We start from the raw sequence: 23,054 nt of genomic DNA, 5'->3' as shown, positions 1-23,054 counted from the left end.
ATCAACAAAAAAGGGTGAAAAAGGGAGAAATTTAATGAAGTCTAAATTTAACGAAAAGCAATCGTAAATATCGCGCCTTCGTCAGAATTTGCAGCGCTTATGCTCCCTCCATTTTTTTCGATTATCATCTTGCTCATATATAGCCCTAGCCCGCTGCCCTGCTGCTTTGTAGTAAAGTGCGGCTCAAAAATTTTATCTAGCTGCACTTCATCGATGCGGCTTGCGTTATTTTCGATCGTGATTACTCGCTCGCCCTGCTTTAAAAATGAGCGAATTTTAATCTCGCGCCGTTTAAGCGGCACGTCCAAAAACGCCTCCTTTGCGTTGTTTATAATGTTTATTAGCACCTGGATGAGCTCGTTTACGTTGCCATAAAGCGTGAAATTCTCCTCTATCCGCACGTTTATGTCGATGACGTGCTTTTTAAGCGAGGCATTTAAAATTTTACGCGCCTGCTCGATCGCCTCGCTGGCGCTAAATTCTTTCTTTGGCATGTTCGGATTGAAGAAATTTTTAAAATCCTCGATCGTATCGCTCATAAATTTTACCTGCTCGCCCGCATCCCTGATGCCGCCCTCGAGCCTTTCTTTTGAGAGCTTGCCCCGTTCGTTGTAAAGCTCTAAATTTATGAGCGTAGAGCTGATCTGCGACAGCGGCTGGCGCCACTGGTGCGAGATATTGCCGATCATCTCGCCCATGAGCGCGAGGCGGCTTTGATTTATCAGCAAAAGCTGAGTTTGCATCTTTAAAGTCGCGTTTTTTTTGTGAATTTTATAGATACAAAATATGCAGATCAAAAACACTACAAGCAAGCTTAGGCCGCTAACGACAAACTCTTTGGTGTGATAGAGCAGAATGCTTTTTATCGGAATTTTAAAGCTTATCATCGCGATCGTATCGCCTAGACCGCCTTTGAAATTTCCCACATCTCCGTAGAGCTCTTGCATCTTTTTAGGCGCTGCGTTGATGCTGTGGCACTCAGTGCACGAAGGCTGGGAGTTTGTTATCGGCAGGCTCAAAAGATACGAGGCGCCACCTTTATCATAGATGACTCTGGAGTATTCTTTGTATCTATTTTCTTTAAAGCCCTCTAAAATTTCATTCTCAAACTCGCTTCCTTCGTGCTCGGGATTGAGCGGATCGGTGGCGACGAGCTTGTAGTCGTAGTTGATGTGATTTTTGGCGAGCTGAATTTTATAAATTTCGCGCGTTATGTAGGTCGAGGACATTAGCCTCGGATCGAAAAAATCCTCGCTTAGAAGCTTTTTCTCTTTAAGCTCGTTTATTAGCGGGCGCTGCACGGTCGAGACGTAATCGCGCACCGCATTCATCATATCTAGGATATAAAACGCCTCGCGCCTCGTGTCCTTTAGCGCAAGCTCGCGGTAGAAGTTAAAAACCAAAGCCGTAATTACGATATATAGCAGCACGAAAAGCGCTACGATAAATTTAAATTTATACTTCAAAGAGATACCCCACCGCATATAAATTTTTGATCACGTCCTTGCCGATCTTGCGGCGCAGCTCTTTGACGATCGCCTTGATCGCCTCCTTGCTGGGCTGCTCGAACTCCCACATGTAGTCGAATAGCTGCTCGTAGGTTACGGTTTGATTTTTGCGCGCTAAGAAGTACTCCAAAAGCTTGCTCTCGCTTTTGGAAAGATGACAGGCGCTGTCTTTGACGTAGATGATCTTTTTGGCAAAATCATACTTCAGCTCATCATTTATACTAAATATCGGCGTGTGATTTATCAGCTCCGCAGCGACGTCTTGCAGCGCCTTTATAAAGGCGTTTTTGTCGTACGGCTTAGGCAGATACCTAGTGATCTTAAGCTCCACCGCCCGCCACAGATACTCCTGCTCGGTGTGGCTCGAAAGTATCACGATCGGCACCGAGATGCCAGCAGCACGGATCTTTTTAACGACCTCTAGCCCGTCCATATGCGGCACACCGATATCAAAAACCAGTGCGTCGTACGAACCGCTCATCGCCTCATCAAGCGCCTCCAACCCGTCCTTAACCCCCACTACTTCGCCGAAAAACAGCTGCAGCGATTCGATTATATTTTTTAAAATCCCGGGCTCATCCTCTAGGCAAAGAACCCTTTTATTGGACAAAACATCCAATAATTCGTAATCTTGCATACTCTATCCGCCTCCAAGTTTAGCGCATTTCATTCTTAATCGTCTCTTAAAATATAACTCGCTTAAATTATATAAATTTAGCATTAAACTAACGTTAAAAAATATACCAAAGCGGTTTGCACACCAATTTAGACCTCAAACCGCATATGTGCGAGCTTTGTGCCTGCATAAGTTGGATAAAAATATCACAAGAACATAAAAAGGCGGGGCGATAAGCTTGATATTAAATTTTACCGCCTCGCAGGCGGTATATGAAAGGCGGTAAAATTTTATTTGAGAGGTGCTTGCATATGCATTTCGCAGACAAAGGCAATCAAATCATAAAGATCTATCAGCTCCGCAGCTCGGCGGAATAGAATTCAAAATTTAGCCCAAGCCGGGCATGCTAAAGTTAATGTGAATGCTCCATCTTTGAGTGATCCATGCCGCCATGATCCATATTCTCCATCGAGCCATGATTCATATGCGAATGATCCATCCCCTCCATCGAACCCATATCGTGGCTCATCCCACTCATCGAGCCATGATCCATCATAGAATGTTCCATGCCGCTCATGCCTGGATCGGTCATTCCAAAAATCATCGCGACGTGTCCTAGCACCAAAAATACAATCAGCGCCAAGAAATGAAATTTAAGCCTAGCTCTAAATTCCGCTCCTTTTGCGATAACTCCGAGCTCCAAAAGTAGCAGCACTAGCGCAGGCAGCGCCGCTGCTACGTATGCCGCCAAAGCTAAAGCGTCCGCAGCGCCACGCAAATGAATAGCGGGCAAAATTTTAACCGCTACGTAAATGATTAATATCGTAAAATAAGCGCCGAGAATGATGCTAAGGCATTTATTGATTTTTAGTGCCAAAGAGCCCTCCTTCGCGCGGTACAAGCTAAAAAATTCGCTCGCTACTATCGCTTCTGCTAAGCCCATCGGCACCGCCATAAATAAAATCAAATTCCACGGCTGATTTGCCATCAAAAGTTCCATGTAATTCGTCATTGCCATGTTTTCTCCTTATTTTGGTTTAAAGGGCGCAATTATAGCGGCTTTCGGTAAAAAATTTTAAAACAATAGATAAGATTAAGTGCGCCTTTAATCTTATCTTTCCGTAAAACGATTTGGGCTGCGTCTTAAAACTCGCTCACAAATATTAAATTTTAATCTCGCCTCGCACGCCGCCTCTTCGTATCTAACGTGAAATTTAGAAAATTTATATTTGCAGATGCAGCTGCATTAAATTTAGCCAAAACGCTTTAAATTCCGTAAAATTTCAGTTTTGTAAAGATAAAATTACGACATTTTTTAAAAAGGATTTAAAATGAAAAACACCCTCTTGTTCGCCTGCGCGGCATTATTTATATGCGCTTGCTCCGCTCCAGAGCATCCAAAGCCAGGCGTTTCGCATTGCAGCGAGCCCAAAATGGACGAGGCGTCACATCAGATGATTCAAATTTGCGGCGAAAGCGAGGATCCGCAAATCGAAAATATGCAGTGCAACGAAAACGGACTTTGCTTCGGCACCGCAAAAATCAGATAGCCGAAGCGTCTTGCGGGTGCCAGCGCTAAATTTAACTATTTTAAAGCCGAAACCGAACGCCCGCAAGCGTTCTAGGCCACGCTTTAAAATTTCGCCCGCAATTTAAATTTAGACCCGCTTCACGCGCTGATGCATTTTATCTATCTTATTTTAGCTACGCTCGCCGATTGATCGAGCTGCTCTTGGCGCGTAATTAGGATTTAAAAGTAAGCGCGGCTCACATTTCATAAGTTTAAAATTTTAAAGCGACATGCAATTTAAAATTTCAGGTCTCTCAAATGCTAGCCGGTGCAAAATTTCGCGCAAGCTCAAAATCCGCGCCAGGCAATTTTGTGCCGCTGCAAAATTTCTAGACCACAACTCCGCTCGGTAGAATTTTTTGGCGGTGCAGATGGAGGCGCAAAATCTGTGCCACGCAACCTTGCACGGATCACACCCGCCCAAATTCCTATGCCGCACGCCGAGACTCATAATCTAATCTCGCTACAAGATCGCTTGCGAAATAGTACAACATCCTTGGTCGCATAGCGCAACCTTGCTCACTGCGTGGTCGAGATCCATAGCTGTAGTGCAAAATGGCGCAAAATTCTTTGCCGTGCGGTAGGAGTTCTCAGAGCAAAAAAAGGCGCGGTATCCTCTACCGACGGTGCAAGTTTACAATCTAGCTCACGCCTTAGAATTCTGTCTCAAACTCATTGCTTAAAATTTCGTCTCAAAAAATCACGTATGAGAAATTCCGCTTTATCTTTACGGCTTAAAATTTCGTACGGATTGCACCGAGCAAAATCTCGTCACTGCGCGACGTAATCTTAAAATTTCAGCGGTGAGCTCGTAGCGATATTAAATTATGCTTCATTATTACGACTTAAATTCTATCACAAGCCCGCAGATTTAAAATTTTACTTCAAACGACGCCGTGAAATTTCTACCCTCCCTAGCTCGGTGTCTTCGCCGCTCGCACTTAGCGGCGACGCTTATATCTTTGCCGATAGAAATTCCGCGCACAGGGCGCCTGCCACAGCGCGTAGAAAACAAAGCGCGCCTCTTGCATAATCGTAGCCTCTAAAAAATTTTAAGCGACCGCAAAATTTTAAAATTTAAAAGCAGCCTTCGATTAAGCCGATTTTTATAAATTTGGATTTGCTTTGTAGCAGCGCAATCTGGTGAGCAAGGCGCAACTATAAGTTACGCAGCTAGCTTTACGTCAGCTGCTTAAACATTTCGATCTGCTCCTTCGTAAGCTCGATCAAATCATCGTTTGCGTATTTAAGCGATGTCTCCAGGCTTGCGATGAGCTCCTTACGGACGAAGCTCACGCTAAAAAGCGTCGCCCAAAATCGCGCTCCGCTGCCCGTGCTCGGATCTTCCAAGACCGCTCTAATCGCAGCTACCGCAGCAGCATCGTCCGCCGCACCTAGCACCTCGTCCACGAGCGGATATTCACCTGCGCCGTCGCCCTCGTTTAGCGAGCGCAAAAGCGGCTCAAGCGCCTCGTCGCAGGGATTATCACGCAAAAACTCCCGTACCGCGCGAAACTCTGCCACAAGCTGATCTGAAAGCTGCGCAGGCATCGGCTGATGAAGTCTCAAAAAGTCTAATGCCGTTTGCTTGTCCATACAATTCCTTTTAAATGATATGCGCGATTGTAGCTAATTTTGGATTGCAAAGAGATAAATTTACTCTAATTTATCAGCTACTTCCGTCATAAATTCTCAATAATCTTAAATAATTAGACAGTGGTTTTTAGGGACGATTTTTGATGGCTTTGCGGATTACAAAATAAAATTCTAAAATTTTGTGCAAATAAAAAAAAGCCCCCGCGGACTGCGGGGGCTTATAAGCTTGATCTGTTTGGTCTGGCAGAATTTAGCAGACCAAGAGGGATTATTCCTCGATCTTGCCGGTTTTGATGCGGCGCTCGTAGATTTCGCGCATCTCTCTAATGTCGTTTTTGACCTCGAATACGCCGTGCCAATGCGAATAATCAGGTCCGCCCATTAGCGCGCCTTGGCGCATTCTGCGACCCTCGTGGTGCCATGAAACATAGTAGATTCGCTGGAACGCATCCGCCCAAGGATCGTCTTTTAGAAGTTTCTTTTCCTTAAGCTCTTTTAGCATCTTAGTCGCTTCGTCGTTGTAAACGTTATATAGAAGTACCTGCTTATCGCCCACCTCAAAGAAATTATTCGTGTGGGTGCTTGCGTGGCACTCTTTGCAGACTTGCTTCATCTCCGCACGCGCTGCCTCAGGACCGTTTAGGTTACCCGCCAAAGGATTACCAATGTTTAACTTGCCGGTATTTAAAAACTCGCTTACCGCGGTCTCATTACCGCCGGTGCGTAGATTGCTCTTAGGCTGCCACAAATTCCACTTCAAGCGTTGAGATACATTGTGAGTGGAGTTTAGATCGCCCACACCGCCGCTAATATGGCAGGTCGCGCATGTAGGGGCGCGGTAGTCAGGAACTGCCCAAGTACCAGGAGCGCTGTCAAATTTCCACTCATTGCCTTCAGCGTTAAATACGTGTCCGTGCATTGAGTTGTTGTAAATTTCGATATCCGGATGATCAGGTCCTAAGTGGCAAGATGCGCAAGCAGCAGGCTTACGAGCTTCGGCGATCGAAAATTTATGACCCGAGTGGCATGATTTGCATCCGCCTACGCTACCGTCCGGATAAACCGTACCAATGCCGTAAACGGGCCAGGTCTCTTTGGTAGGCTTGTTATGCTCATCCATTTTAACGACGCTACCGTGGCATTGAGAGCAACCGGTAATATCAGGCGCATGTTTAAGATCAGGGATATCACGTCCTTCATAGTGATACATTAGATCAACTATTCCTTTGTTGGCTTGCATCTGCATAGCGCCTCTTGCGTGACCGCTGTTTTCAAAATCTTTAACCTCGTTACTATGGCATTTAGCACAGGTTTTTGGGCTAACTAGCACCGAAATATGATTATCTGTGTCTTTCGGATGCGGCTCTTTAGCTGCCATAGGGCTATCTGCTGGCTGCGAGTGGCAGTCGGTACAGCTAACGCCTACGTGAGCGTGGCGGCTCATCTTCCAATCCGCAACTACGCCCGGAGTTTTTTCGGCATGGCACTCGACGCAGCGTCTAGCTAGCGGCGTAAGCTGCCTATTTACCTTTAAATTCTTCGTAAGACTAACGTTTACGGAATTGCTTACGTTCGCGTCCGACGCGGACATATTCGCATGCTGCGCGGGCATTTCTGCGAATGCAAACGATGCGATACAGGCTATTAAAATAGCGACTTTTTTTAGCATTGCTTCTCCTTTACTTGGTTTTGTTATTTTCTCGGTTGTATTTATCCCAATATTTGGTGATCTCTATACCCATATTTTTGTGACCGACGTTTTCGTGGCACTGCACGCAGGTTTTGCCGGTAGTGCCCGCGAAATAATCCCTATGCGCGAGCCAGGCTTTATTTACTTGATTATTCTGCTCTTTTAAATTTCGATGGCAACTTAGACAGCCGCTTTCATAAACGAAATGATTTCGCTCCTTGCGTTTTTCTTGCCAATCGATCTTATCGGCATCGGTAAAGACCGTTTTGTAGACATCATTTGCGGAGGTCAGAGCTTTGGTCCAAAGATACATAAAGGTATTTTCATGAGAGACGTGACAGGCGACGCAATCAGCTTTGAAGCCTTGCGGGTTATTGCCGCCGTGAACGTCATTGTGAAAGGCGTTTGCCATCGGCTGCATCGTATGACAGGACACGCAGAATTTATCGGTGCCCGTAAGGTGAACCATCTCCGCAATCCCAAGAGAAAGTATCATTCCTATAAGCACACAAGCGCCCACGAGCAGCACAAGAGTTTTCTTTTTCATAGGTTTCCTTGATTTTAAAATTTCTTCGCAAAATTTTTAGTATTTGATAATTCGAAAAGTGGTATTTTATTATAAAAAGATTAAAAACCGCTTATTTTCTAGCCTTTTGTTAAAATTTATTAAATGAAGATAAAATTTTAAACTAAGTTTTTAGTTTAACGGAATATAATCCATTAAAATTTCAATACAAGGAGAGATCATGAAAACGATCCAAGCGGATGAAATTACCAAAGTAGTCAGCGAGCTTTGCAAAAAAGCCTGTTATCACGTCACGCCAGATATGCGCGCGGCATTTGAGAAAGCGCGCGAGAACGAGACTTCGCCCATCGGCAAAGATATCTTAGGCAAGCTCTTACAAAATGCCGATTTGGCGGCGAAAGAGGTCGCGCCGATCTGCCAAGATACCGGTATGACGGTGGTTTTTGTCGAACTCGGTCAGGATGTGCATATCGAGGGCGGATATTTGGAGGATGCTATCAATGCAGGCATTGCGGACGGCTACGTAGGCGGCTATCTGCGTAAATCCGTGGTCGCAGAGCCGCTTTTTGAGCGTAAAAACACCACGAATAATACCCCTGCGGTCATCAATACCCGCATCATCCCCGGCGACAAGCTTAAGATCAAAGTAGCTCCTAAGGGCTTTGGCAGCGAAAACAAATCGGTGCTAAAAATGCTCGTTCCTGCAGACGGCATCGAAGGGGTAAAAAAGGTATTTTTAGAGGCGGTCAAATACGCAGGCCCTAACGCCTGTCCTCCGATGGTCGTAGGCGTCGGTATCGGCGGCACGATGGATAAGGCGGCGCTTTTAGCCAAGCAAGCCGCGGTTCGTTCGATCGATAGCAGAAATCCCGACGAGCGCTACGCCAAGCTAGAGGATGAGCTGCTGGAGATGGCGCGCGCTACTGGCGTCGGTCCGCAGGGCTTGGGCGGCATAAACACCGCCGTTAAGGTAAATGTAGAGTGGTATCCGACCCACATCGCGGGACTTCCGGTCGCCGTTAATATCAACTGCCACGCGGCTCGCCATGCCGACGCCGAACTATAAGGAGGAAATCATGTCAGAAGTTAAAAGAATTACCGCACCTTTCGATAAAAGCGTAGTAAAAAGCCTAAAGGCGGGCGATAACGTACTAATAAGTGGCACCATCATCGCAGCCCGCGACGCAGCGCACAAGGCTCTAACCGAAACCCTCGCTCGCGGCGAGAAGCTACCCGTAAGCTTAGCCGGCGAGACGATATACTATCTGGGGCCGACCCCTGCCAAACCTGGTCAGGCAATCGGTGCTGCAGGACCTACGACTAGCGGACGCATGGATAAATACACTCCTACGATGATAAACGAAGTAGGCATCAATGGCATGATCGGCAAGGGCTATCGCAGCGACGCCGTCGTTGAGGCGATGAAAAAATCGGGCTGCGTCTATATGGTCGCTATCGGCGGAGCGGGCGCGCTAATCAGCCAAAGTATCAAAAAGTACGAAGTGCTAGCCTATCCAGAGCTTGGCCCCGAGGCGGTCGCGCGACTTACCGTCGAGGATTTCCCAGCTATCGTAGCGATCGACAGCGAGGGCAACAACTTCTACGAAGTAGGACAGGCGCCTTATAGAAAAATCTAAATTTTGCTAGCGACGTCCGCGCTGTGCTCTTTGCGGCGCGGGCGTTCGTAAATTTATCGGCGTCCGCTCGGGCGCCATAAATTTCGCAGCATAATCTGCGGCGTTTGTTTCGCGAAATTTTACGCTGTCGCGCAGTGAAATTTTATAGCGAAATTTAAATCGCGTCCGTAAAATTTTATCTACATTCGCGGCGCAGAATTTTAAAATTTCGCGCCGCTTAAATTTCTACCGAAATTCCGCCTTCACTCCATTTAAACAATCCGCCGTTAAAATTTAACCGTAAATTTATCTAAGTCTAAATTTTAAAATTTCGGCGCCGTTCGTAAGCAAATTTAAAGCCCGCAAGCGTCATAATCCATCTCAAATTTAAAAGGAGCAAAATGAGCGCAAGCGAGCTGGAGCAGATCAGACTGGAGCTTTTGTATAAGGCGAAAAGAAATACGATCTTAGCGGCGGCGTGCATGCTCTTTTACGGCGCGTTTTTGTTATACAAATTGCGCGACGGAGGAGAGATGGCGGATTTGTTGTCTCTTATCGGATTATTCGCGGTTGTTCTTATAGTAGCCGTTTTGTGCGATGAAAGCTCCATAAAAGCTAAGATAATCTACGCTGCCTGCCTTTTTGCTATGAGCCTATTTCTAAACGATTTACAAAATCGCCCCACGATTTCCAAATATATCTTACTCGCGATTATAACTTTAATCTTGGCTGCTTATAGCTTATTCGTATTATTTAGAGTCTTCAAACGAGATTATTCGATAAAATTTCGGCGCGCTTTTAAAGAGCACTATCTAATGCCTTATTTTAAGGCGTTCGGCTATCGATACGATATTGGAGGCAGTATCGATCCCGCCAAGCTTAAGCTCTCTGGACTTTTTTCGCGACTAGACGAATTCTTAGACGGCAACGACAGGGTCTCGGGCGTTTATGACGGCGTGAAGTTCGCATTTTGTGACGTAAGTTTATTTAATAGATTTTCGGAAAGCGAAATCCTCGGCACCTTTTTCTACGCGGAATTTAACAAACGCATAAGCGCCAAAACCCTGATTTTTCCCGCTCGCGCCGGCGCGCCGAACACAGGCGGGCTAAAAAAGATCGATATGGACGATGCGGAGTTTAACGCCGCCTTCGCCGTGTATTGCGAGGATGCGGCAGGCGCGATGTATATTTTAACGCCCGCCTTTATGCGGAGGCTCTTGCGCTTCGCAGGCGCCGTGGCCGCGCCCGTCAGTCTTAGCTTTTTAGATAGCAAAATTTATATTTTCGTAAATACGGGCTACGATAATTTCGAGCCCGACATCGACGAAAGCGTGCTGCGCCGCGACCCTGCCGCGCAGCTCAAGCGCGAGCTTTCGCACTTTTTGGCGATCGTAAAAAACCTAAAACTAAACGAAAGAATTTGGAGCTAGCGAGCGGCTCGCCGCGGCTTTGCGTGTCACAGCCGCGCGCACTATAGCTTCACACGCCGTGCTGCGACCTCACGCGCCATAAAATTTGGAATTTTAAAATTCTGCTTTTGAATTTCATGAATTTCGCGCTTTGGAATTTTACGCGCCTTAAAATCCCGCGCGTTTTGAAATTTAAAATTTTAATCCACGCTACGAAATTCCGCACCGCAAAATTTAAAATTCTGAAAATAGAATTTCGTGCCGTGAAATTCTACGCCTTAAAATTTAGAATTTTAAAATTTCACAGTCGAAATTCTGCGCGCCTAAAAATTTAAAATTTTCCCGCGTCTTTAAATTTGCGGCTCCAAAGCCTCAAAATTTAAAATCCAAATCCGCTCGCTGCGGAATTCTGCGAAATTGCGAAATTTGAAATTGCTTGAAGTTGCAAAATTCCGCGAGGCTGCCGTTTGAAATTCGCCTCTCACGCCATAAGGCTAAGCAGCAGCAAAAATCCGATGAAGCTTAGGGCGTTGCCGAAGGAGCCGCCGATGTGATCGCCGAGCCACGTCAGCACGAGCGCGCCGCCTAGACGCAGACCGAGTTGCAGCGCCACAGCCGCGATAAAATCCACTACGCGCCGAAGCCCGCTGCGGGTATCGCCGAGCTCGCTGCCGCGGCTTTGGTTCCACAGTCCGCTTACGCGGTAGTCCTTGTAGCGGGCGCGGAGAATATCGCCGTTTTGCAGCTCAAAGCTCTGCGAAGCGTCCTTTGCCTTAGCGGGTGCCGCGGCTTCGGCGGAGCGGGCGGAATTTATAGAATTTGCTGCGTTGGCAGAATTTACAGAGCTTGCAGAATTCGCTGATTTCGCAAAATTCTTAACGCTCGCATAATTTGCAGAATTTTCTGCGTCTAAATTCTTAAATTCCGCAGAATTTTCGCCGCCTGCAAGCTCCGCTAAATTTTGATCCGCGCGTATCCCGCCGGAGACGATCCGCAGCTTGTTTTCGCCCGATAAATACACTCCGTCCAGCGCGAAGCCGAAATAATAAACGTCGTCGCTTCGCAGCACGCGCACGCCGCTAGCGTAACCCTCCGCTTCGCCGCTTCGCTTGGGCTCTTTGGAGTGCGCGAGAGCCGCAAATATGCGTCCGAACTTCGCGGCGCGCCAGTCTCTGCGCATAAACTTGAAGCTGCAATATGCGGAAGGCACAAGGACGGGCAGGGCTATCGCCCCCGCAGGATCGCTCTTTTCAAAGATAAAGATTATACAGTAGATACTCATCGCGGCTAGCGCTACGCCGAAGGCTGCGAATATCGCGGCGAGCATCGCGCTGCCCGCGTCCTTCCAGCGCTGCGCGCCCAGGCTGAGATTAACGAAATCTAGCGGAGATAAGGCGGAGTTTGCCTGGGCGCCGCGCTCCTCGCGGGTAGAATTTAAAGATAGGGAGCTGCTTAAATCTTTGCAATTTAAATTCGAAGCATAAAACTTCGTATCGGCGTTCGCCTGCTCGTTAAAGCCTTCGCGGATCAGGCTCAAAGCGGCGGAATTTATACCGCTGCGATCTTTGTCCGATAAATCAGATACTGCAGAATTTTGGCGCGCACTTGCCGCCCTATCGCTATATGCGTCGCGGTTTGAATTTGCGGCGGTGGAATTTTTGCTGTTTGGAGTTTCGCGGCTAGGACGCGGCGCGGAATTTTCGCCGCTTAAATCGGCGCCGCTTAAAGCCTCGCGATCGGAATTTAAGCCCCTCAAAGCCTCTCCGCCGGAATTTGAGCTTGAAGCCTCGTATATCACCGCTAGCTCGTCGCCCTCGCGTATCGGCAGATAAAGTCCGTCACGCTTTAAGTCCAAATTTTCCGCAAAGTGCAAGCCCTCAAGCGTAAAGCTAAATTTAGCCGTGCCTGCAGCCGCGGGCTCAAGCTTCAAATCTCTAGCCGTGCCGCGAGCAAGCTTGATACGTCGCGGCGAAAGAAATTTAGCAAACCCCATTCGCGCCTTTCAGATCCTGCAAAATTTCGCCCCTCTATTTCGCGGCGGATTTTTTGCGGATCTGGATATTGATGAGCTCCACCAGCAGCGAAAACGCCATCGAGAAGTAGATGTAGCCTTTAGGTATGTGAAAGCCCAGTCCATCGGCGATCAGTGAGACGCCCACCAAAATCAAAAAGGCAAGCGCTAAAATTTTGATCGTCGGGTTTGCGTCCACAAAGCGCGCGATCGCGCCGCTAGCGAGCATCATCACGCCCACGGCGATGATGACTGCGAGGATCATCACGGGCAGGTGCTGCGCCATGCCCACGGCGGTGATGACGCTGTCGAGCGAAAAGATGATGTCCAAAACGGCGATCTGCACGAGAGTGCCGCCGAAGCTCGCCTTGCCGCCGCTAGCACTATGCTCGTGTGCCTCGCCGGTGGCGCTGGAGTGGATCTCGAGCGTGGATTTGACGAGTAGAAACAATCCGCCGCCGATCAGCACGAGATCGCGCCCGCTAAAATCGCGCGCAAGCACGCTAAATAGCGGCTTGGTTAGCCCCATGATCCAGCTTAGGCTAAGAAGCAGGAGTATGCGCGTGATCATCGCAAGCGCAAGGCCGATTATACGGGCGCGCCCGCGCTGCGCCTCGGGCAGGCGGCCGCACAAAATCGCGATAAAGATGATATTGTCGATGCCAAGCACGATCTCAAGCCCCGTGAGCGTCGCCAGGCTGATCCATGCCTCGGGTGAGGCGATCCATTCAAACATCGGTTTCCTTTGGGTGAAATTTAAGCCGTGATGATAGCGAAAGTTTGGTTAAAATTTCTAAATTTTACCGCCTTCGCGCGCGAAACAGCGCGTGGAATTTCGGCGATGCGATGCGGACGGTTTATCTTGTAATTTTACCGCAAGATTATTTCGCTAAAAGGCGTAAAGCGCCGCATGCGCGGCAGAATTGCGGCGCATGGAATTTAGTGGATTGAGAGAGCGAAATTTTTGCGGCGAAATTTTAAAATTTAAGCTCTAAATTTACCCGTTTTTAAGCAGGGGGGGGGGTAGCATTATTTTCAGAATTTATTTCAAAGGAGTGAAGATGAGATATGCACTAGGTGTCGCGCTTGCGACGTTAATTTTTACGGGATGCGGCGCAGACGAAGTAGAGCTCGTGAAAAACTACACTTTGCCTGATTTCAAGTCTATGAGTATCGGCACGGCAATCGAGGGCTCGAAAATGTGTAAAAATATCACGTGGAGCAGAGAGGAAAACGGCGGATTAAAGACAGTCAAAATGGTTTGCGACTTGGATATGGAGAAAGTACTGGCAAATATTATAGAATCAAATAAAAAGCGCGAGCAAGATATGTTGAGCCGTATTTTAGATAGCGCTATGATCTTTTATGGAGGAAAGACTTATGATAAGCAAGATCTGCTTAAGATAGCGAACGAGCATTGCAAAATAAACGATGCGAAATTTCAAGAAACGATCAAGACTAAAGGGAAAATAGCTTATGACGATCAAAAAATGCTAGTTGATTGTGACGATAAGCTAAAAGATGAAATATTAAAGCCCGGCGATTCTAGAATTAACGAAACAAATTCTATGGGTGAGATTATGATGTTTTTGAAAGAAGCCGTTTATTTATCTCAGCTAACACCCGAACAAGAAAAAGCGCAGCTAGGAAAAGCGGCAAAGCTATCATCCTCCACGATTGAACTAAATTTTGTGGTAAATGCCGACAAGAGCGTAAGTCTGTCCGATAAATTTAAATTTACCCAAGACGGCAAAGAAGATTCTAATAATAGAATAAGCTCAAAAAAGATTCTTACGGGCTTCTACGAAAGATAAAAACACTTTTTACTCGCGGCTAAATTTTATGAAATTTTAAAATTTAGCCGTCTATTTTATATCAAAATTTCATTCAAAATTTTACGCGCGGTTTTAAATTTAAAGCGCAATGCCTTCTCGTCGTCAAGGCTAAATTTAAATTTTAGCTTTATTGCGGCGTACGGGCTAAATTTTCGCTGCGCGGAATTTTAAAATTTATTCGGGCGCGGATAAGCTAGCGAGCCGAGCTTGCGGTTTTAGATAAAATTTCGACCTTGTACGGGCTCTTGTGAGATACGAAAGTGCGGTGAAAATTTCAAATAGCGGTGTAAGAGTAGGCTTTAGCCGCGCAGGGCGGGAGGTGCGGTTAAAATTCTGACGAGCTAGCCAAAAAGCGGATTCCGCCCGCCGAAACTAGCGACTCGCCGTATTAACCAAAATTGGAAGTTTGTGCCCTCGAGTATGAGTTTCGGCGCCGTTTGCCTACGGAGTATCGGCCAAAATCGGCGGTTTTTTTCTTGTTGATCAAGCAAGCTTCGTCTTTGGATATTAGTTTTGTACCGTCCAAAATATCAACCGAAATCGGCGGTTTTCCCTCGCTGATCAAACAAGCTTGCTGCTGCGTTAATCAAACAGCGAGGGTTGCAGCGATTTGATCTTGTAGCTTGCGCGGTGAAAAGGCGTGAGCCCGTAGCGTTCGATCGCCGCGATGTGCGTGCGCGAGCCGTAACCTTTGTTTTGCGCGAAGCCGTATTGCGGGTAGCGCTGCGCGAGCTCATACATCGTGCGGTCGCGCGTGACCTTGGCGAGGATGCTCGCTGCGCTTACTTCGGCGATTTGCGCGTCGGCCTTTACGAGCGTCTGAAGCCCGCGTACGCCGAAGGTTGCGTTGCCATCGTAGATGATCTGCCCGCTAAAACCCATAAAATACGCGAGAATCTGCTCAAGCGCCAATCTTAGACATGCGCTGAGTCCGATCTCATCGACCTGTGCGCTTGAAATTTCGACGATTTTGTAGCGCGAGTTTTCGATGATCTGAGTGTAGAGTTCCTCGCGGCGCTTTTCGCTTAGCTTTTTGCTATCGGCAAGTCCTGCGATTTCGCGCTGCAGCACGCAGCCCGCGACGCAAAGCGGCCCCGCAAGGCAGCCGCGCCCCGCCTCGTCAATGCCGCAAATTTGCCCGCTCACTGCGCGTCCTTTCGCACGACTGGCGCAGCCCCGCTTAGCAGGTCGTGTAAATTTAATCTATCTTTACGAAAGAAGCAGATCAAAAGCCCGATGACGCTAAAGCCTGCAAATACGAAGCACGCAAAGCGAGCTAGCGCCTTAAAAAAGCTTACTTTGCGCCCACTGCGAACATCGATGAGATAAAGCCCCGCGAGCTTATAGCCCGGCGTCTGAGCGCTGCGGGCGTAAAATACCGCACAAATAGCGCCGTACGCGAGCCAGATAAGCGCGATCGCGGCTTGGTTACGCCACAGAGCTTCCTTTGAGCCCAAGATGAGATAGGTAACGCCGTAGAATAGGGGCATCGCGATGATGAAAAGATCAACGATGAAGGCCTTTACGCGCAGAAAAATCGGTGAAATTTTAGCTTTTTGTTTTGCCATTTTGATCCGTTTTAGATTAAATTTTAAAATTCCGCGCGCTAAAGCCGAGAGAATAAAATTTAATCTCGCTGCGGTTTCTTAGCAGCAAATCGGCGCCTAGTTTCCGCGACTGCCCGGCTTGATCGCCTTGCTTCCGGTGGTACAAAGAGGGCAGGTTGCGGGCTCGTAAATTTCAAACTCGAAATTGCCTAGCGCAAAAAACGGCTTATCTGTGGGCAGCTTGGCGCCAGCTTTAGCGACACTGCCAGCCAAATTTGCAACCTTGCAAAATCCGCGATTGGCAAGCGCAGCAAAGCCCACGACCTCTCCGCCGAGGTTTTCGATGAGCCTAGCGCTCTCAAGAGCCGAGCCACCCGTCGTGACGATGTCTTCGCAGACGATAAATCTTTCGCCCTTGCGCACTTCAAAGCCACGGCGCAGGCTCATTACGCGATCTACGCGCTCGGTAAATATGAAACGCTTTTTCGCCGCGCGAGCTAGCTCGTAGCCCGCTAAAATTCCGCCCAGCGCGGGTGAGCAGACGCTATCAAACTCCACGCCCGCTTTTTCGATGATCGCGGCAAGTTCGTCCGCAAGCTGTCCTGCGAGCTGCGGATCCTCAAGTACTTTGGCGCTTTGCAGATAGAATTCCGAGTGGTTGCCGCTTGAAAGCAGAAAATGCCCTCGCAGATATGCGCCGCAGTCGCGATAGATTTTTTCTATATTCACAGCTCAAACCTTCAAAAGCTCGGCTTCTTTGGCCTTAACTGCGTCGTCGATCTTGCTTGAGTAGGAGTCGGTGATCTTTTGCACCTCGTCATAGCCCTTTTTGGCGTCGTCTTCGGAGATCGCTTTGTCTTTTTCGAGCTTTTTGATCTCGTCGTTGGCGTCTTTGCGGACATTGCGGATGCCGATTTTGGCCTTCTCGCCCATCGCTTTAGCTTTTTTAGCGTTTTCTTGGCGTTGCTCGATCGTCATCGGCGGGAAAAAGAGCTTTACGCTCTCGCCGTCGTTAGTAGGGTTTACGCCGATATTCGCCGCTGCGATCGCGCTTTCGATCGCCTTTAGCATCGGTTTCTCCCATGGCGTGATCGAGATCGTAACCGCATCGGTCGAAAGGACGGTCGCGACTTGATTCAGCGGGGTTTGCGAGCCGTAATAATCCACGAAAATATGATCTAGGATCGCTACGCTCACCTTGCCAGTGCGTAGCGTCGTAAAGTCCTTTTTCAAAGCCTCGATAGCTCGGTCGCCGTTTGCTCGTTGCTCTTTATAGATAGCTTCTAGCATTCAAATCCTTTAAATAAAATTTGCGAAATTATAGCGTTAAAAAAATAAGAATAGCATTTAAAAGCGCGGATTTTGCGCTTTTAAATTTTAAAATTTAGAGTTTATTTGGTTGTATTTTGATCTGCGGAAGCAGCGCTGGCATTGGTATCGCTTGATGCTTGCGACCGAGCAGGCGCGCTAGCTGCGGTGGTACCGGTAGCAGGAACTGTGAGCGCTTCGATTTTCGTATTCGTCGCATTGATCTCGCCGCTAATTATGGAATTTGACTCGGTGCTTGCCGGAGCGAAATTAGACTTTGCACCAGAAGCTGGTATGGATGGCACGCCAGGGACAGCGTTTGGCACGGATTTAGTAGCATTTGCTTCGATCTTTACGCGATCGACGACAGAAGATTTAGCATCTTGCTGATAGAAATATGCGAGCACAAGTGTATTTATCACGAATAAAATTCCCATCGCGGCGGTAAATTTAGCCAAAAACCCCGCCGGACCCTTCGCACCAAATAAGCTTTCGTTGCTTCCGCTGTATGCGCCAAGTCCGATAGAAGAGCTCTTTTGCAGTAGAACGGAGATCGTAATTATCACGGCAAAAACGACTTGTAAAACCAAAAATAACGTAGTCACTATAAAACCTTTTGAAAAAATTGAATTTGCGATTATAATAAAAGATTTATAAATTTTAAGTTAAGAGTGCACCGCACGAAGCGGTGCGTAAAATTTAGTCTCTGCTTGCGCCGAAAATTCTTAGCAGCGAAAGGAAGAGGTTGTAGATGTTTAGATACATATCTACGGCAGCCATTATCGGTGAAGTGTAGGTGCCGTTTATAATATTTTTAGTATCGTAGATGATATACATCGAAAAGATTAAAGCCGAAAAAGCTGAAATCGCTATATCAAGCACGGTGCTTTTGAAAAAGAAGTAGTTCAAAAGGCTTAGCACGATAATAGCCACAAGCGATACCAATAGCGGTTTGCCCCAAGAGTCGAAATTTGTCTTTGTATTCATCGCGTAAACGGTAAGAGCACCGAAAGTAATCGCTGTAGCCACAAACGCATGCGTTACCACGTCTCCGGCACCCGCTGCAATATAAATAGCGATCAATTTACCTAGAGTAAGACCGGTAATAAAGGTAAATGCAAAAAGCAAAACCAGCGCAATCGTGTTGGCGCCGCGATTTACAGCTGCTTGCATACCGAAGATCAGCCCCATTAAAACTACCAGATATAAAATCGGATGAAGAGCCAAGCTCACGCCGAAACTCATCGCCACAAAAGCCCCTGCCACCGCAGCTATCATCGAAGCGGTTAGAAGCGCGTAGGTTTGTTTGATAGTCTGAGAGATTCGTCCTTGTTCCAGTGACGCGTCCGATAGCTCGTAGCCGTCCGCGTAATTTCGTCTGTCGTATAGACTCATATCTTTCTCCTTCTTTTGATTTATGAGCGGGGAGTTTAGCGAAAATTTGGTAAATATATAATTAAAAATTCCCAGAATTCTATCTATTTATGAAAGTAATATATAATTCCCGACTTTTTTAAGGAGAAAGTATGCCCAGCCAGTTAATAAATGGAGCCATTAAATTTATGGAAGAAAATTTTGCCGAGCATGCCGAGCTTTTCGGGAGTCTGGCAAATCATCAAAAGCCCCACACGCTTTTTATCGGCTGCTCCGACTCGCGCGTGGTGCCAAGCCTAATTACTTCGACGCTTCCAGGAGAGCTTTTCGTCGTGCGAAATATCGCAAACGTCATTCCTCCATACCGCATTAGCGAGGAATTTTTAGCGACTACTTCGGCGATTGAATACGCGCTGTATTCGCTAAATATCAAAAATATCATCGTTTGTGGGCACAGCAATTGCGGTGGCTGCGCGGCGCTGTTTTATGACGCCAAAAAGCTCGAAAAAATTCCAAACGTAAGGCGCTGGCTAAATTTAATGCAGCCTGTAAAAGACGAGGTCGAAAAGCTAAAAGATATCGGCGCCGACAAGCGCGAGTGGATAACCGAGCGATTAAATATTATAAATTCCATGCAAAATTTACTTAGCTTTCCTGGCATCAAAGACGCCTACAAAAACGGCGAGATTAAAATTTACGGCTGGCACTACGTCATCGAAACGGGCGAGCTATTCAACTACGACGACGAAGGCGCGCATTTTACGCTATTAAATAAGGGAATGGATTATGAAAAAATCTATAATCAGCTTTTTAACGATTAGTCTTTTTAGCGCCGCTTTAGCGTTTGCAGACCTCAACACGACCGGTGAGGGAAGCTTTGTAGAGACGAATTCTTCTACTCCAGAGGCAAATCTTACTTTAGAAAACAACAAAACCGAGATCAAAAAGGAAGTCGCTAAAATCTTATCCAAATCCCTCGGTGCGGAGGATGGCAATAAAACTGAAGTAATAAATATGATCGCAGAAAAGGTCGCCAAAACGGAGACTTCGCAGAAAAAAACTCCTAACGGCGAGACGCTTATCTCTGTAATCAAAGAGATTAAAAAGCTAAATTTGCAGCGCAACTCCCTGCTTAACGGCGGCGATGCCAACGCGAGCAAAAACGAACTGGACGCCATCGATCGCAATAAAGCTAAGCTCTTTGATCGCTTACCTTTCGCGATTACGCAGCAGGATATGGATATCGAAAGCATAATGTCGTATGCGCAAAATAAAAAGAACATCCAAACTACGCTAAAAAAATACGCCAAAAAGCAGAGCTCTCCCGAATACGTAAATGCAAGCGCAGATTTAGAAAAGATGGAGATGGCAGAGATCTTTTATACCTCGCTTATGAAAATTGAGGATATGTTTGTAAACGGCGCAAGCAGAAGCGCGCTTGAAAGCGAGCTGAGTAGTACGCTACTAAATATCCAAACTAGGGATTTTAGCAAACTTAATGATTTGAAAAATAATCTAAGCAGTCAAGAGCAGATAGACGCCTTAGAGTCTAAAATCAACGATTTGAAAAACGACAAGCAGACCTACGACGAGGTACTTACGTATCTATCGCGAAATAGCGATCTACTCGCAAGCAGCGTGGTTTTTACGAGCTTAAATTTTAAATCGGTGATCGATTATATCAACGATAAAATTCCGTTTAAGCTCAGCCACGTAAATTTCGGCAAGCTCATTCTAATCACGCTGATTACGCTATTTTTCTACTCGCTTCGCAGACTGCTTGCCAACATCATCTATTTCGTATTTAAATTCTTTAATAAAAGCTTTTCGCTGGATAGCGAAACTCTAAAAACGCAAGTAGTAGGCATCATCAAGCGCCCGATGGGTATTTTGCTGATCGCTTATTCGGTTGATATCTGTCTTAGTATCTTTTATTATCCAGCGCCCGTGCCGATAAAATTTGCAAATTTATTCTCGATCGTTTACGTGGTGCTTTGGGCATGGCTCATCATCGAAATCATCGATGGTTACGGCATTGTCGTGCTTGGAAACATCACGAAAAAAGGCGTCAGAAAAGATATTATAAATCTAGTCGTTAAAATTCTATACGTCATCGTAATCATCATCGCCGCACTTTTGGTACTAAAGCGTCTGGGCTTTGACATCTCGGCGCTTATGGCATCGCTTGGAATCGGCGGACTTGCGATCGCATTTGCGACCAAGGACATCATCGCGAATTTCTTCTCATCCGTGATGCTATTATTTGATAACTCGTTCTCGCAAGGTGATTGGGTCGTATTAGGCGACATAGAAGGAAACGTCGTAGAAACGGGCTTTAGAAAGACGACGATCAGAACCTTTGATAACGCTCTTGTTTTTGTGCCGAATTCCAATATAATGGCGCAAAATATCAAAAACTGGAGCCGCAGGAAGGTAGGACGGAATTTAAAGCTTACCATAGGCGTCGAATACGGTGCGAGCACGGCTCAACTTCGAAAGTGCGTAAACGATATCAAAGAGATGTTAAAATCTCACCCGGGCATCGCTCAATCTGCAGATACGGCGCTAAATTCCAAAGATTTTCGTATGCGCTATAGACAAAACATGGTCTCTATCGACGATTTAGCGGGCTATAAAAGCACTATGTTCGTGGCGTTAGATAGCTTTGGCGATTCGTCCATTAATATTTTAGTTTACTGCTTCACAAAAACCGTAATATGGGCAAATTTCATCCAAACTAAAGAGGATGTTTTATTTAAAATAATGGAGATCGTGGAGCAAAACGGACTATCGTTTGCCTTCCCATCGCAGAGCGTTTATATCGAAAATATCCCGGAAATAGCAAGCGAATGCGTAAAATCAAAAGTAAATTCCAACGACAAAGGAGAGCAAAATGGCTGATTTCGATGACTTCGAAGACGAAGAGTTCGATGAGGACGAATATGAGGACGATGATTTAATCGGAGGCGACGAGAGTTACAACTACAACTACGACGAGGATGATTACAGCTACGAAGACGACGACGGTTTTAACGATTATAGCGATTTGGACAGCGAGGATTATTAGTGTTTAGATCCAGGGCGCTGCCTTTTGATCCGCGCACGAATAAAATCGCGAGCTTGCAGAGCTTAAAATTTCACCACGGCGGGCTTTGCGAGGACTACGTCTCTGCTCTAAATCGGGACATTGCGGATACGCCGATACAAAACGCGGATCTTTTTACGATCATCACGCAGTCGTTCAAGGAGGTACGCGGCGAGGAGTGCAATTTTTCGCAAATTTCAAAGCTTTATCAAATTTACCTAGGTTTTAGCCGTATTTTTAACAACGCCTCTGAAATTTACAACCACGATTTTTACTTCGATTGTATCGCGCAACCAAGCGAGTCTAGCGGCGAGCTCGCGGACGCTTTAACGCAGGCTTTCGGCGGGATAGAAAATTTTAAAAGCGAGTTTTTAAAGCGCGCACTGGGGCTTTTCGGTAGCGGCTGGTGCTGGCTCGTGTGCGACGAGCGTAGCACGAATTTAGAAATCATCACGACGCAAAATGCAGACACGCCGATCGCACGCGGCAAAATTCCACTGCTTGCCTGCGATCTTTGGGAGCACGCCTATTATGTCGATCATCAAAATGCGCGCAAATCCTACGTGGAGAGCTTCTTGCGTTTTGCGGACTTCGGTTTTGCAAGCGACGCCTACTTCCAGGCGAAAAAGCAAGGGCTTGACTCCGTGAAGCTCTACATCAGCGAGCTTCATCCCTCTGCCTCCTCGCGCTGCGATTGTGGCTGCTGCGGGTAAATTTAGACTTTTGCTATGCAGCCTTTAGCGCGCGATATTCTAGCTCGCTATGACCTTCGCGCGCTAAATTTCAAATGGCTACGTCTTTCAATGCCTGTATTTTGCCGCACGAATACTGCGCTATACGGCCTGTAGTGCTCTGAGAGCGCTCCCGGCTTGCCGCGCTCTAAATTTACGTAAATTTGATTTTGAACCCATTTGGCGTCCACGGATTAAAATTTAAGATTTTTAATTTGAAGTTTGTTTGACTATAGTTCACCGCTCGTTACGCGCCAAATTCCGAGAGCTTCTCCTTTTCAGCGCTTATATCTTGTGCGCAAATACCGCGTTGCACAGACCTTATGTGAAATTTCGCTTTATCTAGCTCTGCTTTCTTAAAATTTCCACCGCTCGCGTATTGAAATTTAACGCTACGAGCGAGCATCTTGCAAAATTTTAAAGTTGCAAATAAGCCCACGAAATTTTCATACCAAAATAAGCAGCGCATTCTTTGTTTCCGTAATTATATAGGGAGGCACTCTCTGCTTCCCTGCCTTGTTCGCCCATGCCCTATTCGTAAAATTTTGTTTAATAAAGCGGTTAGTAAATTTTAAAATATCAGCCAGCTAAAATTTGCTGCATCAAAGGCGGGGTGCGGCGAGTTTGAAATT

At 46.7% G+C, this 23,054-nt stretch carries 24 protein-coding genes; 9 read left to right on the top strand and 15 right to left on the bottom strand.

The window, feature by feature from the left end:
• Positions 1 to 47: 47 nt before the first annotated feature.
• The 3 genes from Q0277_RS01590 to Q0277_RS01580 form a co-directional block, all read right to left on the bottom strand.
• Positions 48 to 1,466 (bottom strand): DUF3365 domain-containing protein, encoded by a 1,419-nt coding sequence (locus Q0277_RS01590; protein WP_297994916.1) that lies wholly within the window; start codon positions 1,464 to 1,466, stop codon positions 48 to 50.
• Positions 1,456 to 2,145 (bottom strand): response regulator transcription factor, encoded by a 690-nt coding sequence (locus tag Q0277_RS01585; RefSeq protein ID WP_297994875.1) that lies wholly within the window; start codon positions 2,143 to 2,145, stop codon positions 1,456 to 1,458. The genes Q0277_RS01590 and Q0277_RS01585 overlap by 11 nt, the downstream gene beginning before the upstream one ends.
• A 391-nt stretch (positions 2,146 to 2,536) precedes the next feature.
• Entirely contained in the window at positions 2,537 to 3,142 is a 606-nt protein-coding gene (locus Q0277_RS01580; RefSeq protein WP_297994872.1) for a DUF6803 family protein, read from the bottom strand.
• 313 nt (positions 3,143 to 3,455) lie between these two features.
• On the opposite strand from Q0277_RS01580, the gene Q0277_RS01575 reads away from it, so the two are divergent.
• On the top strand, positions 3,456 to 3,674 hold the full coding sequence (locus tag Q0277_RS01575) for a hypothetical protein (RefSeq protein WP_295098473.1): 219 nt from the start codon (positions 3,456 to 3,458) through the stop codon (positions 3,672 to 3,674).
• 1,199 nt (positions 3,675 to 4,873) lie between these two features.
• On the opposite strand, the gene Q0277_RS01570 is transcribed toward Q0277_RS01575, so the two are convergent.
• The 3 genes from Q0277_RS01570 to Q0277_RS01560 form a co-directional block, all read right to left on the bottom strand.
• Positions 4,874 to 5,290: a hypothetical protein gene (locus Q0277_RS01570; protein WP_291940165.1), complete on the bottom strand. Its 417-nt coding sequence runs from the start codon at positions 5,288 to 5,290 to the stop codon at positions 4,874 to 4,876.
• A gap of 268 nt (positions 5,291 to 5,558) precedes the next feature.
• On the bottom strand, positions 5,559 to 6,959 hold the full coding sequence (locus Q0277_RS01565; RefSeq protein ID WP_297994868.1) for a multiheme c-type cytochrome: 1,401 nt from the start codon (positions 6,957 to 6,959) through the stop codon (positions 5,559 to 5,561).
• 10 nt (positions 6,960 to 6,969) lie between these two features.
• On the bottom strand, positions 6,970 to 7,527 hold the full coding sequence (locus tag Q0277_RS01560) for a NapC/NirT family cytochrome c (RefSeq protein ID WP_291940163.1): 558 nt from the start codon (positions 7,525 to 7,527) through the stop codon (positions 6,970 to 6,972).
• Between the two features lie 199 nt (positions 7,528 to 7,726).
• On the opposite strand from Q0277_RS01560, the gene Q0277_RS01555 reads away from it, so the two are divergent.
• From Q0277_RS01555 to Q0277_RS01545, 3 genes are all read left to right on the top strand, one after another.
• On the top strand, positions 7,727 to 8,572 hold the full coding sequence (locus tag Q0277_RS01555) for a fumarate hydratase (RefSeq protein ID WP_297994865.1): 846 nt from the start codon (positions 7,727 to 7,729) through the stop codon (positions 8,570 to 8,572).
• Between the two features lie 10 nt (positions 8,573 to 8,582).
• Complete coding sequence (locus tag Q0277_RS01550) at positions 8,583 to 9,143, top strand: Fe-S-containing hydro-lyase (protein WP_177389396.1); 561 nt, start codon at positions 8,583 to 8,585, stop codon at positions 9,141 to 9,143.
• 380 nt (positions 9,144 to 9,523) lie between these two features.
• Positions 9,524 to 10,552: a DUF3137 domain-containing protein gene (locus Q0277_RS01545; RefSeq protein ID WP_297994863.1), complete on the top strand. Its 1,029-nt coding sequence runs from the start codon at positions 9,524 to 9,526 to the stop codon at positions 10,550 to 10,552.
• A 460-nt stretch (positions 10,553 to 11,012) separates the two neighbouring features.
• On the opposite strand, the gene Q0277_RS01540 is transcribed toward Q0277_RS01545, so the two are convergent.
• A complete protein-coding gene (locus Q0277_RS01540; protein WP_297994860.1) occupies positions 11,013 to 12,524 on the bottom strand; it encodes a hypothetical protein in 1,512 nt (503 codons plus the stop codon).
• 34 nt (positions 12,525 to 12,558) lie between these two features.
• A complete protein-coding gene (locus Q0277_RS01535) occupies positions 12,559 to 13,278 on the bottom strand; it encodes a TerC family protein (protein WP_297943979.1) in 720 nt (239 codons plus the stop codon).
• A 325-nt stretch (positions 13,279 to 13,603) separates the two neighbouring features.
• Between Q0277_RS01535 and Q0277_RS01530 the strand changes: the two genes are divergently transcribed.
• Positions 13,604 to 14,356 (top strand): hypothetical protein, encoded by a 753-nt coding sequence (locus Q0277_RS01530; RefSeq protein WP_297989610.1) that lies wholly within the window; start codon positions 13,604 to 13,606, stop codon positions 14,354 to 14,356.
• Between the two features lie 603 nt (positions 14,357 to 14,959).
• On the opposite strand, the gene Q0277_RS01525 is transcribed toward Q0277_RS01530, so the two are convergent.
• From Q0277_RS01525 to Q0277_RS01500, 6 genes are all read right to left on the bottom strand, one after another.
• Complete coding sequence (locus Q0277_RS01525) at positions 14,960 to 15,523, bottom strand: ribonuclease HII (RefSeq protein WP_297989608.1); 564 nt, start codon at positions 15,521 to 15,523, stop codon at positions 14,960 to 14,962.
• Positions 15,520 to 15,945, bottom strand: a complete 426-nt coding sequence (locus Q0277_RS01520; RefSeq protein ID WP_297989606.1) for an RDD family protein — start codon at positions 15,943 to 15,945, stop codon at positions 15,520 to 15,522. Before Q0277_RS01520 ends, Q0277_RS01525 begins: the two co-directional genes overlap by 4 nt.
• 96 nt (positions 15,946 to 16,041) lie before the next feature.
• The gene (gene pyrE / locus Q0277_RS01515; RefSeq protein ID WP_297994856.1) at positions 16,042 to 16,653 is read right to left on the bottom strand and encodes an orotate phosphoribosyltransferase; all 612 of its coding nucleotides are present in this window, start codon (positions 16,651 to 16,653) and stop codon (positions 16,042 to 16,044) included.
• Between the two features lie 3 nt (positions 16,654 to 16,656).
• Positions 16,657 to 17,214, bottom strand: a complete 558-nt coding sequence (gene frr / locus Q0277_RS01510; protein ID WP_297994853.1) for a ribosome recycling factor — start codon at positions 17,212 to 17,214, stop codon at positions 16,657 to 16,659.
• A gap of 101 nt (positions 17,215 to 17,315) precedes the next feature.
• Positions 17,316 to 17,837, bottom strand: a complete 522-nt coding sequence (gene secG, locus Q0277_RS01505; RefSeq protein WP_297994849.1) for a preprotein translocase subunit SecG — start codon at positions 17,835 to 17,837, stop codon at positions 17,316 to 17,318.
• Between the two features lie 94 nt (positions 17,838 to 17,931).
• Positions 17,932 to 18,627 carry a Bax inhibitor-1/YccA family protein gene (locus Q0277_RS01500; protein ID WP_297994846.1) on the bottom strand — a complete coding sequence of 232 codons (696 nt, stop codon included), beginning with the start codon at positions 18,625 to 18,627 and terminating at the stop codon, positions 17,932 to 17,934.
• Positions 18,628 to 18,758: 131 nt separating this feature from the next.
• On the opposite strand from Q0277_RS01500, the gene Q0277_RS01495 reads away from it, so the two are divergent.
• Genes Q0277_RS01495 through Q0277_RS01480 form a run of 4 tightly spaced genes read left to right on the top strand, consistent with a single transcriptional unit; the run spans position 18,759 to position 22,404 of the window.
• Positions 18,759 to 19,427, top strand: a complete 669-nt coding sequence (locus Q0277_RS01495) for a carbonic anhydrase (protein WP_297994843.1) — start codon at positions 18,759 to 18,761, stop codon at positions 19,425 to 19,427.
• A complete protein-coding gene (locus Q0277_RS01490) occupies positions 19,393 to 21,507 on the top strand; it encodes a mechanosensitive ion channel family protein (RefSeq protein WP_297994840.1) in 2,115 nt (704 codons plus the stop codon). Before Q0277_RS01495 ends, Q0277_RS01490 begins: the two co-directional genes overlap by 35 nt.
• Complete coding sequence (locus tag Q0277_RS01485) at positions 21,500 to 21,673, top strand: hypothetical protein (RefSeq protein WP_005870938.1); 174 nt, start codon at positions 21,500 to 21,502, stop codon at positions 21,671 to 21,673. Before Q0277_RS01490 ends, Q0277_RS01485 begins: the two co-directional genes overlap by 8 nt.
• Positions 21,673 to 22,404 carry a superoxide dismutase gene (locus Q0277_RS01480; RefSeq protein ID WP_297994838.1) on the top strand — a complete coding sequence of 244 codons (732 nt, stop codon included), beginning with the start codon at positions 21,673 to 21,675 and terminating at the stop codon, positions 22,402 to 22,404. Before Q0277_RS01485 ends, Q0277_RS01480 begins: the two co-directional genes overlap by 1 nt.
• A gap of 265 nt (positions 22,405 to 22,669) precedes the next feature.
• Here the strand turns inward: Q0277_RS01480 and Q0277_RS01475 are convergent, their stop codons facing one another.
• A complete protein-coding gene (locus tag Q0277_RS01475; RefSeq protein ID WP_297994836.1) occupies positions 22,670 to 22,891 on the bottom strand; it encodes a hypothetical protein in 222 nt (73 codons plus the stop codon).
• Positions 22,892 to 23,054: the final 163 nt, after the last annotated feature.

Source organism: uncultured Campylobacter sp., from assembly GCF_938030815.1.
GTDB lineage: Bacteria > Campylobacterota > Campylobacteria > Campylobacterales > Campylobacteraceae > Campylobacter_B.
This window is presented reverse-complemented; position numbering and strand designations above follow the sequence as displayed.

Bases quoted from the DNA above. Each gene is read 5' to 3' on its own strand.
- Q0277_RS01565 (WP_297994868.1), bottom strand. From the start codon at position 6,959: ATGCTAAAAAAAGTCGCTATTTTAATAGCCTGTATCGCATCGTTTGCA.
- Q0277_RS01575 (WP_295098473.1), top strand. From the start codon at position 3,456: ATGAAAAACACCCTCTTGTTCGCCTGCGCGGCATTATTTATATGCGCT.
- Q0277_RS01530 (WP_297989610.1), top strand. From the start codon at position 13,604: ATGAGATATGCACTAGGTGTCGCGCTTGCGACGTTAATTTTTACGGGA.
- Q0277_RS01485 (WP_005870938.1), top strand. From the start codon at position 21,500: ATGGCTGATTTCGATGACTTCGAAGACGAAGAGTTCGATGAGGACGAA.
- Q0277_RS01580 (WP_297994872.1), bottom strand. From the start codon at position 3,142: ATGGCAATGACGAATTACATGGAACTTTTGATGGCAAATCAGCCGTGG.
- Q0277_RS01555 (WP_297994865.1), top strand. From the start codon at position 7,727: ATGAAAACGATCCAAGCGGATGAAATTACCAAAGTAGTCAGCGAGCTT.
- Q0277_RS01535 (WP_297943979.1), bottom strand. From the start codon at position 13,278: ATGTTTGAATGGATCGCCTCACCCGAGGCATGGATCAGCCTGGCGACG.
- Q0277_RS01490 (WP_297994840.1), top strand. From the start codon at position 19,393: ATGAAAAAATCTATAATCAGCTTTTTAACGATTAGTCTTTTTAGCGCC.
- Q0277_RS01585 (WP_297994875.1), bottom strand. From the start codon at position 2,145: ATGCAAGATTACGAATTATTGGATGTTTTGTCCAATAAAAGGGTTCTT.
- frr (WP_297994853.1), bottom strand. From the start codon at position 17,214: ATGCTAGAAGCTATCTATAAAGAGCAACGAGCAAACGGCGACCGAGCT.
- Q0277_RS01545 (WP_297994863.1), top strand. From the start codon at position 9,524: ATGAGCGCAAGCGAGCTGGAGCAGATCAGACTGGAGCTTTTGTATAAG.
- Q0277_RS01540 (WP_297994860.1), bottom strand. From the start codon at position 12,524: ATGGGGTTTGCTAAATTTCTTTCGCCGCGACGTATCAAGCTTGCTCGC.
- Q0277_RS01560 (WP_291940163.1), bottom strand. From the start codon at position 7,527: ATGAAAAAGAAAACTCTTGTGCTGCTCGTGGGCGCTTGTGTGCTTATA.
- Q0277_RS01550 (WP_177389396.1), top strand. From the start codon at position 8,583: ATGTCAGAAGTTAAAAGAATTACCGCACCTTTCGATAAAAGCGTAGTA.
- Q0277_RS01570 (WP_291940165.1), bottom strand. From the start codon at position 5,290: ATGGACAAGCAAACGGCATTAGACTTTTTGAGACTTCATCAGCCGATG.
- Q0277_RS01500 (WP_297994846.1), bottom strand. From the start codon at position 18,627: ATGAGTCTATACGACAGACGAAATTACGCGGACGGCTACGAGCTATCG.
- Q0277_RS01475 (WP_297994836.1), bottom strand. From the start codon at position 22,891: ATGCGCTGCTTATTTTGGTATGAAAATTTCGTGGGCTTATTTGCAACT.
- Q0277_RS01520 (WP_297989606.1), bottom strand. From the start codon at position 15,945: ATGGCAAAACAAAAAGCTAAAATTTCACCGATTTTTCTGCGCGTAAAG.
- Q0277_RS01495 (WP_297994843.1), top strand. From the start codon at position 18,759: ATGCCCAGCCAGTTAATAAATGGAGCCATTAAATTTATGGAAGAAAAT.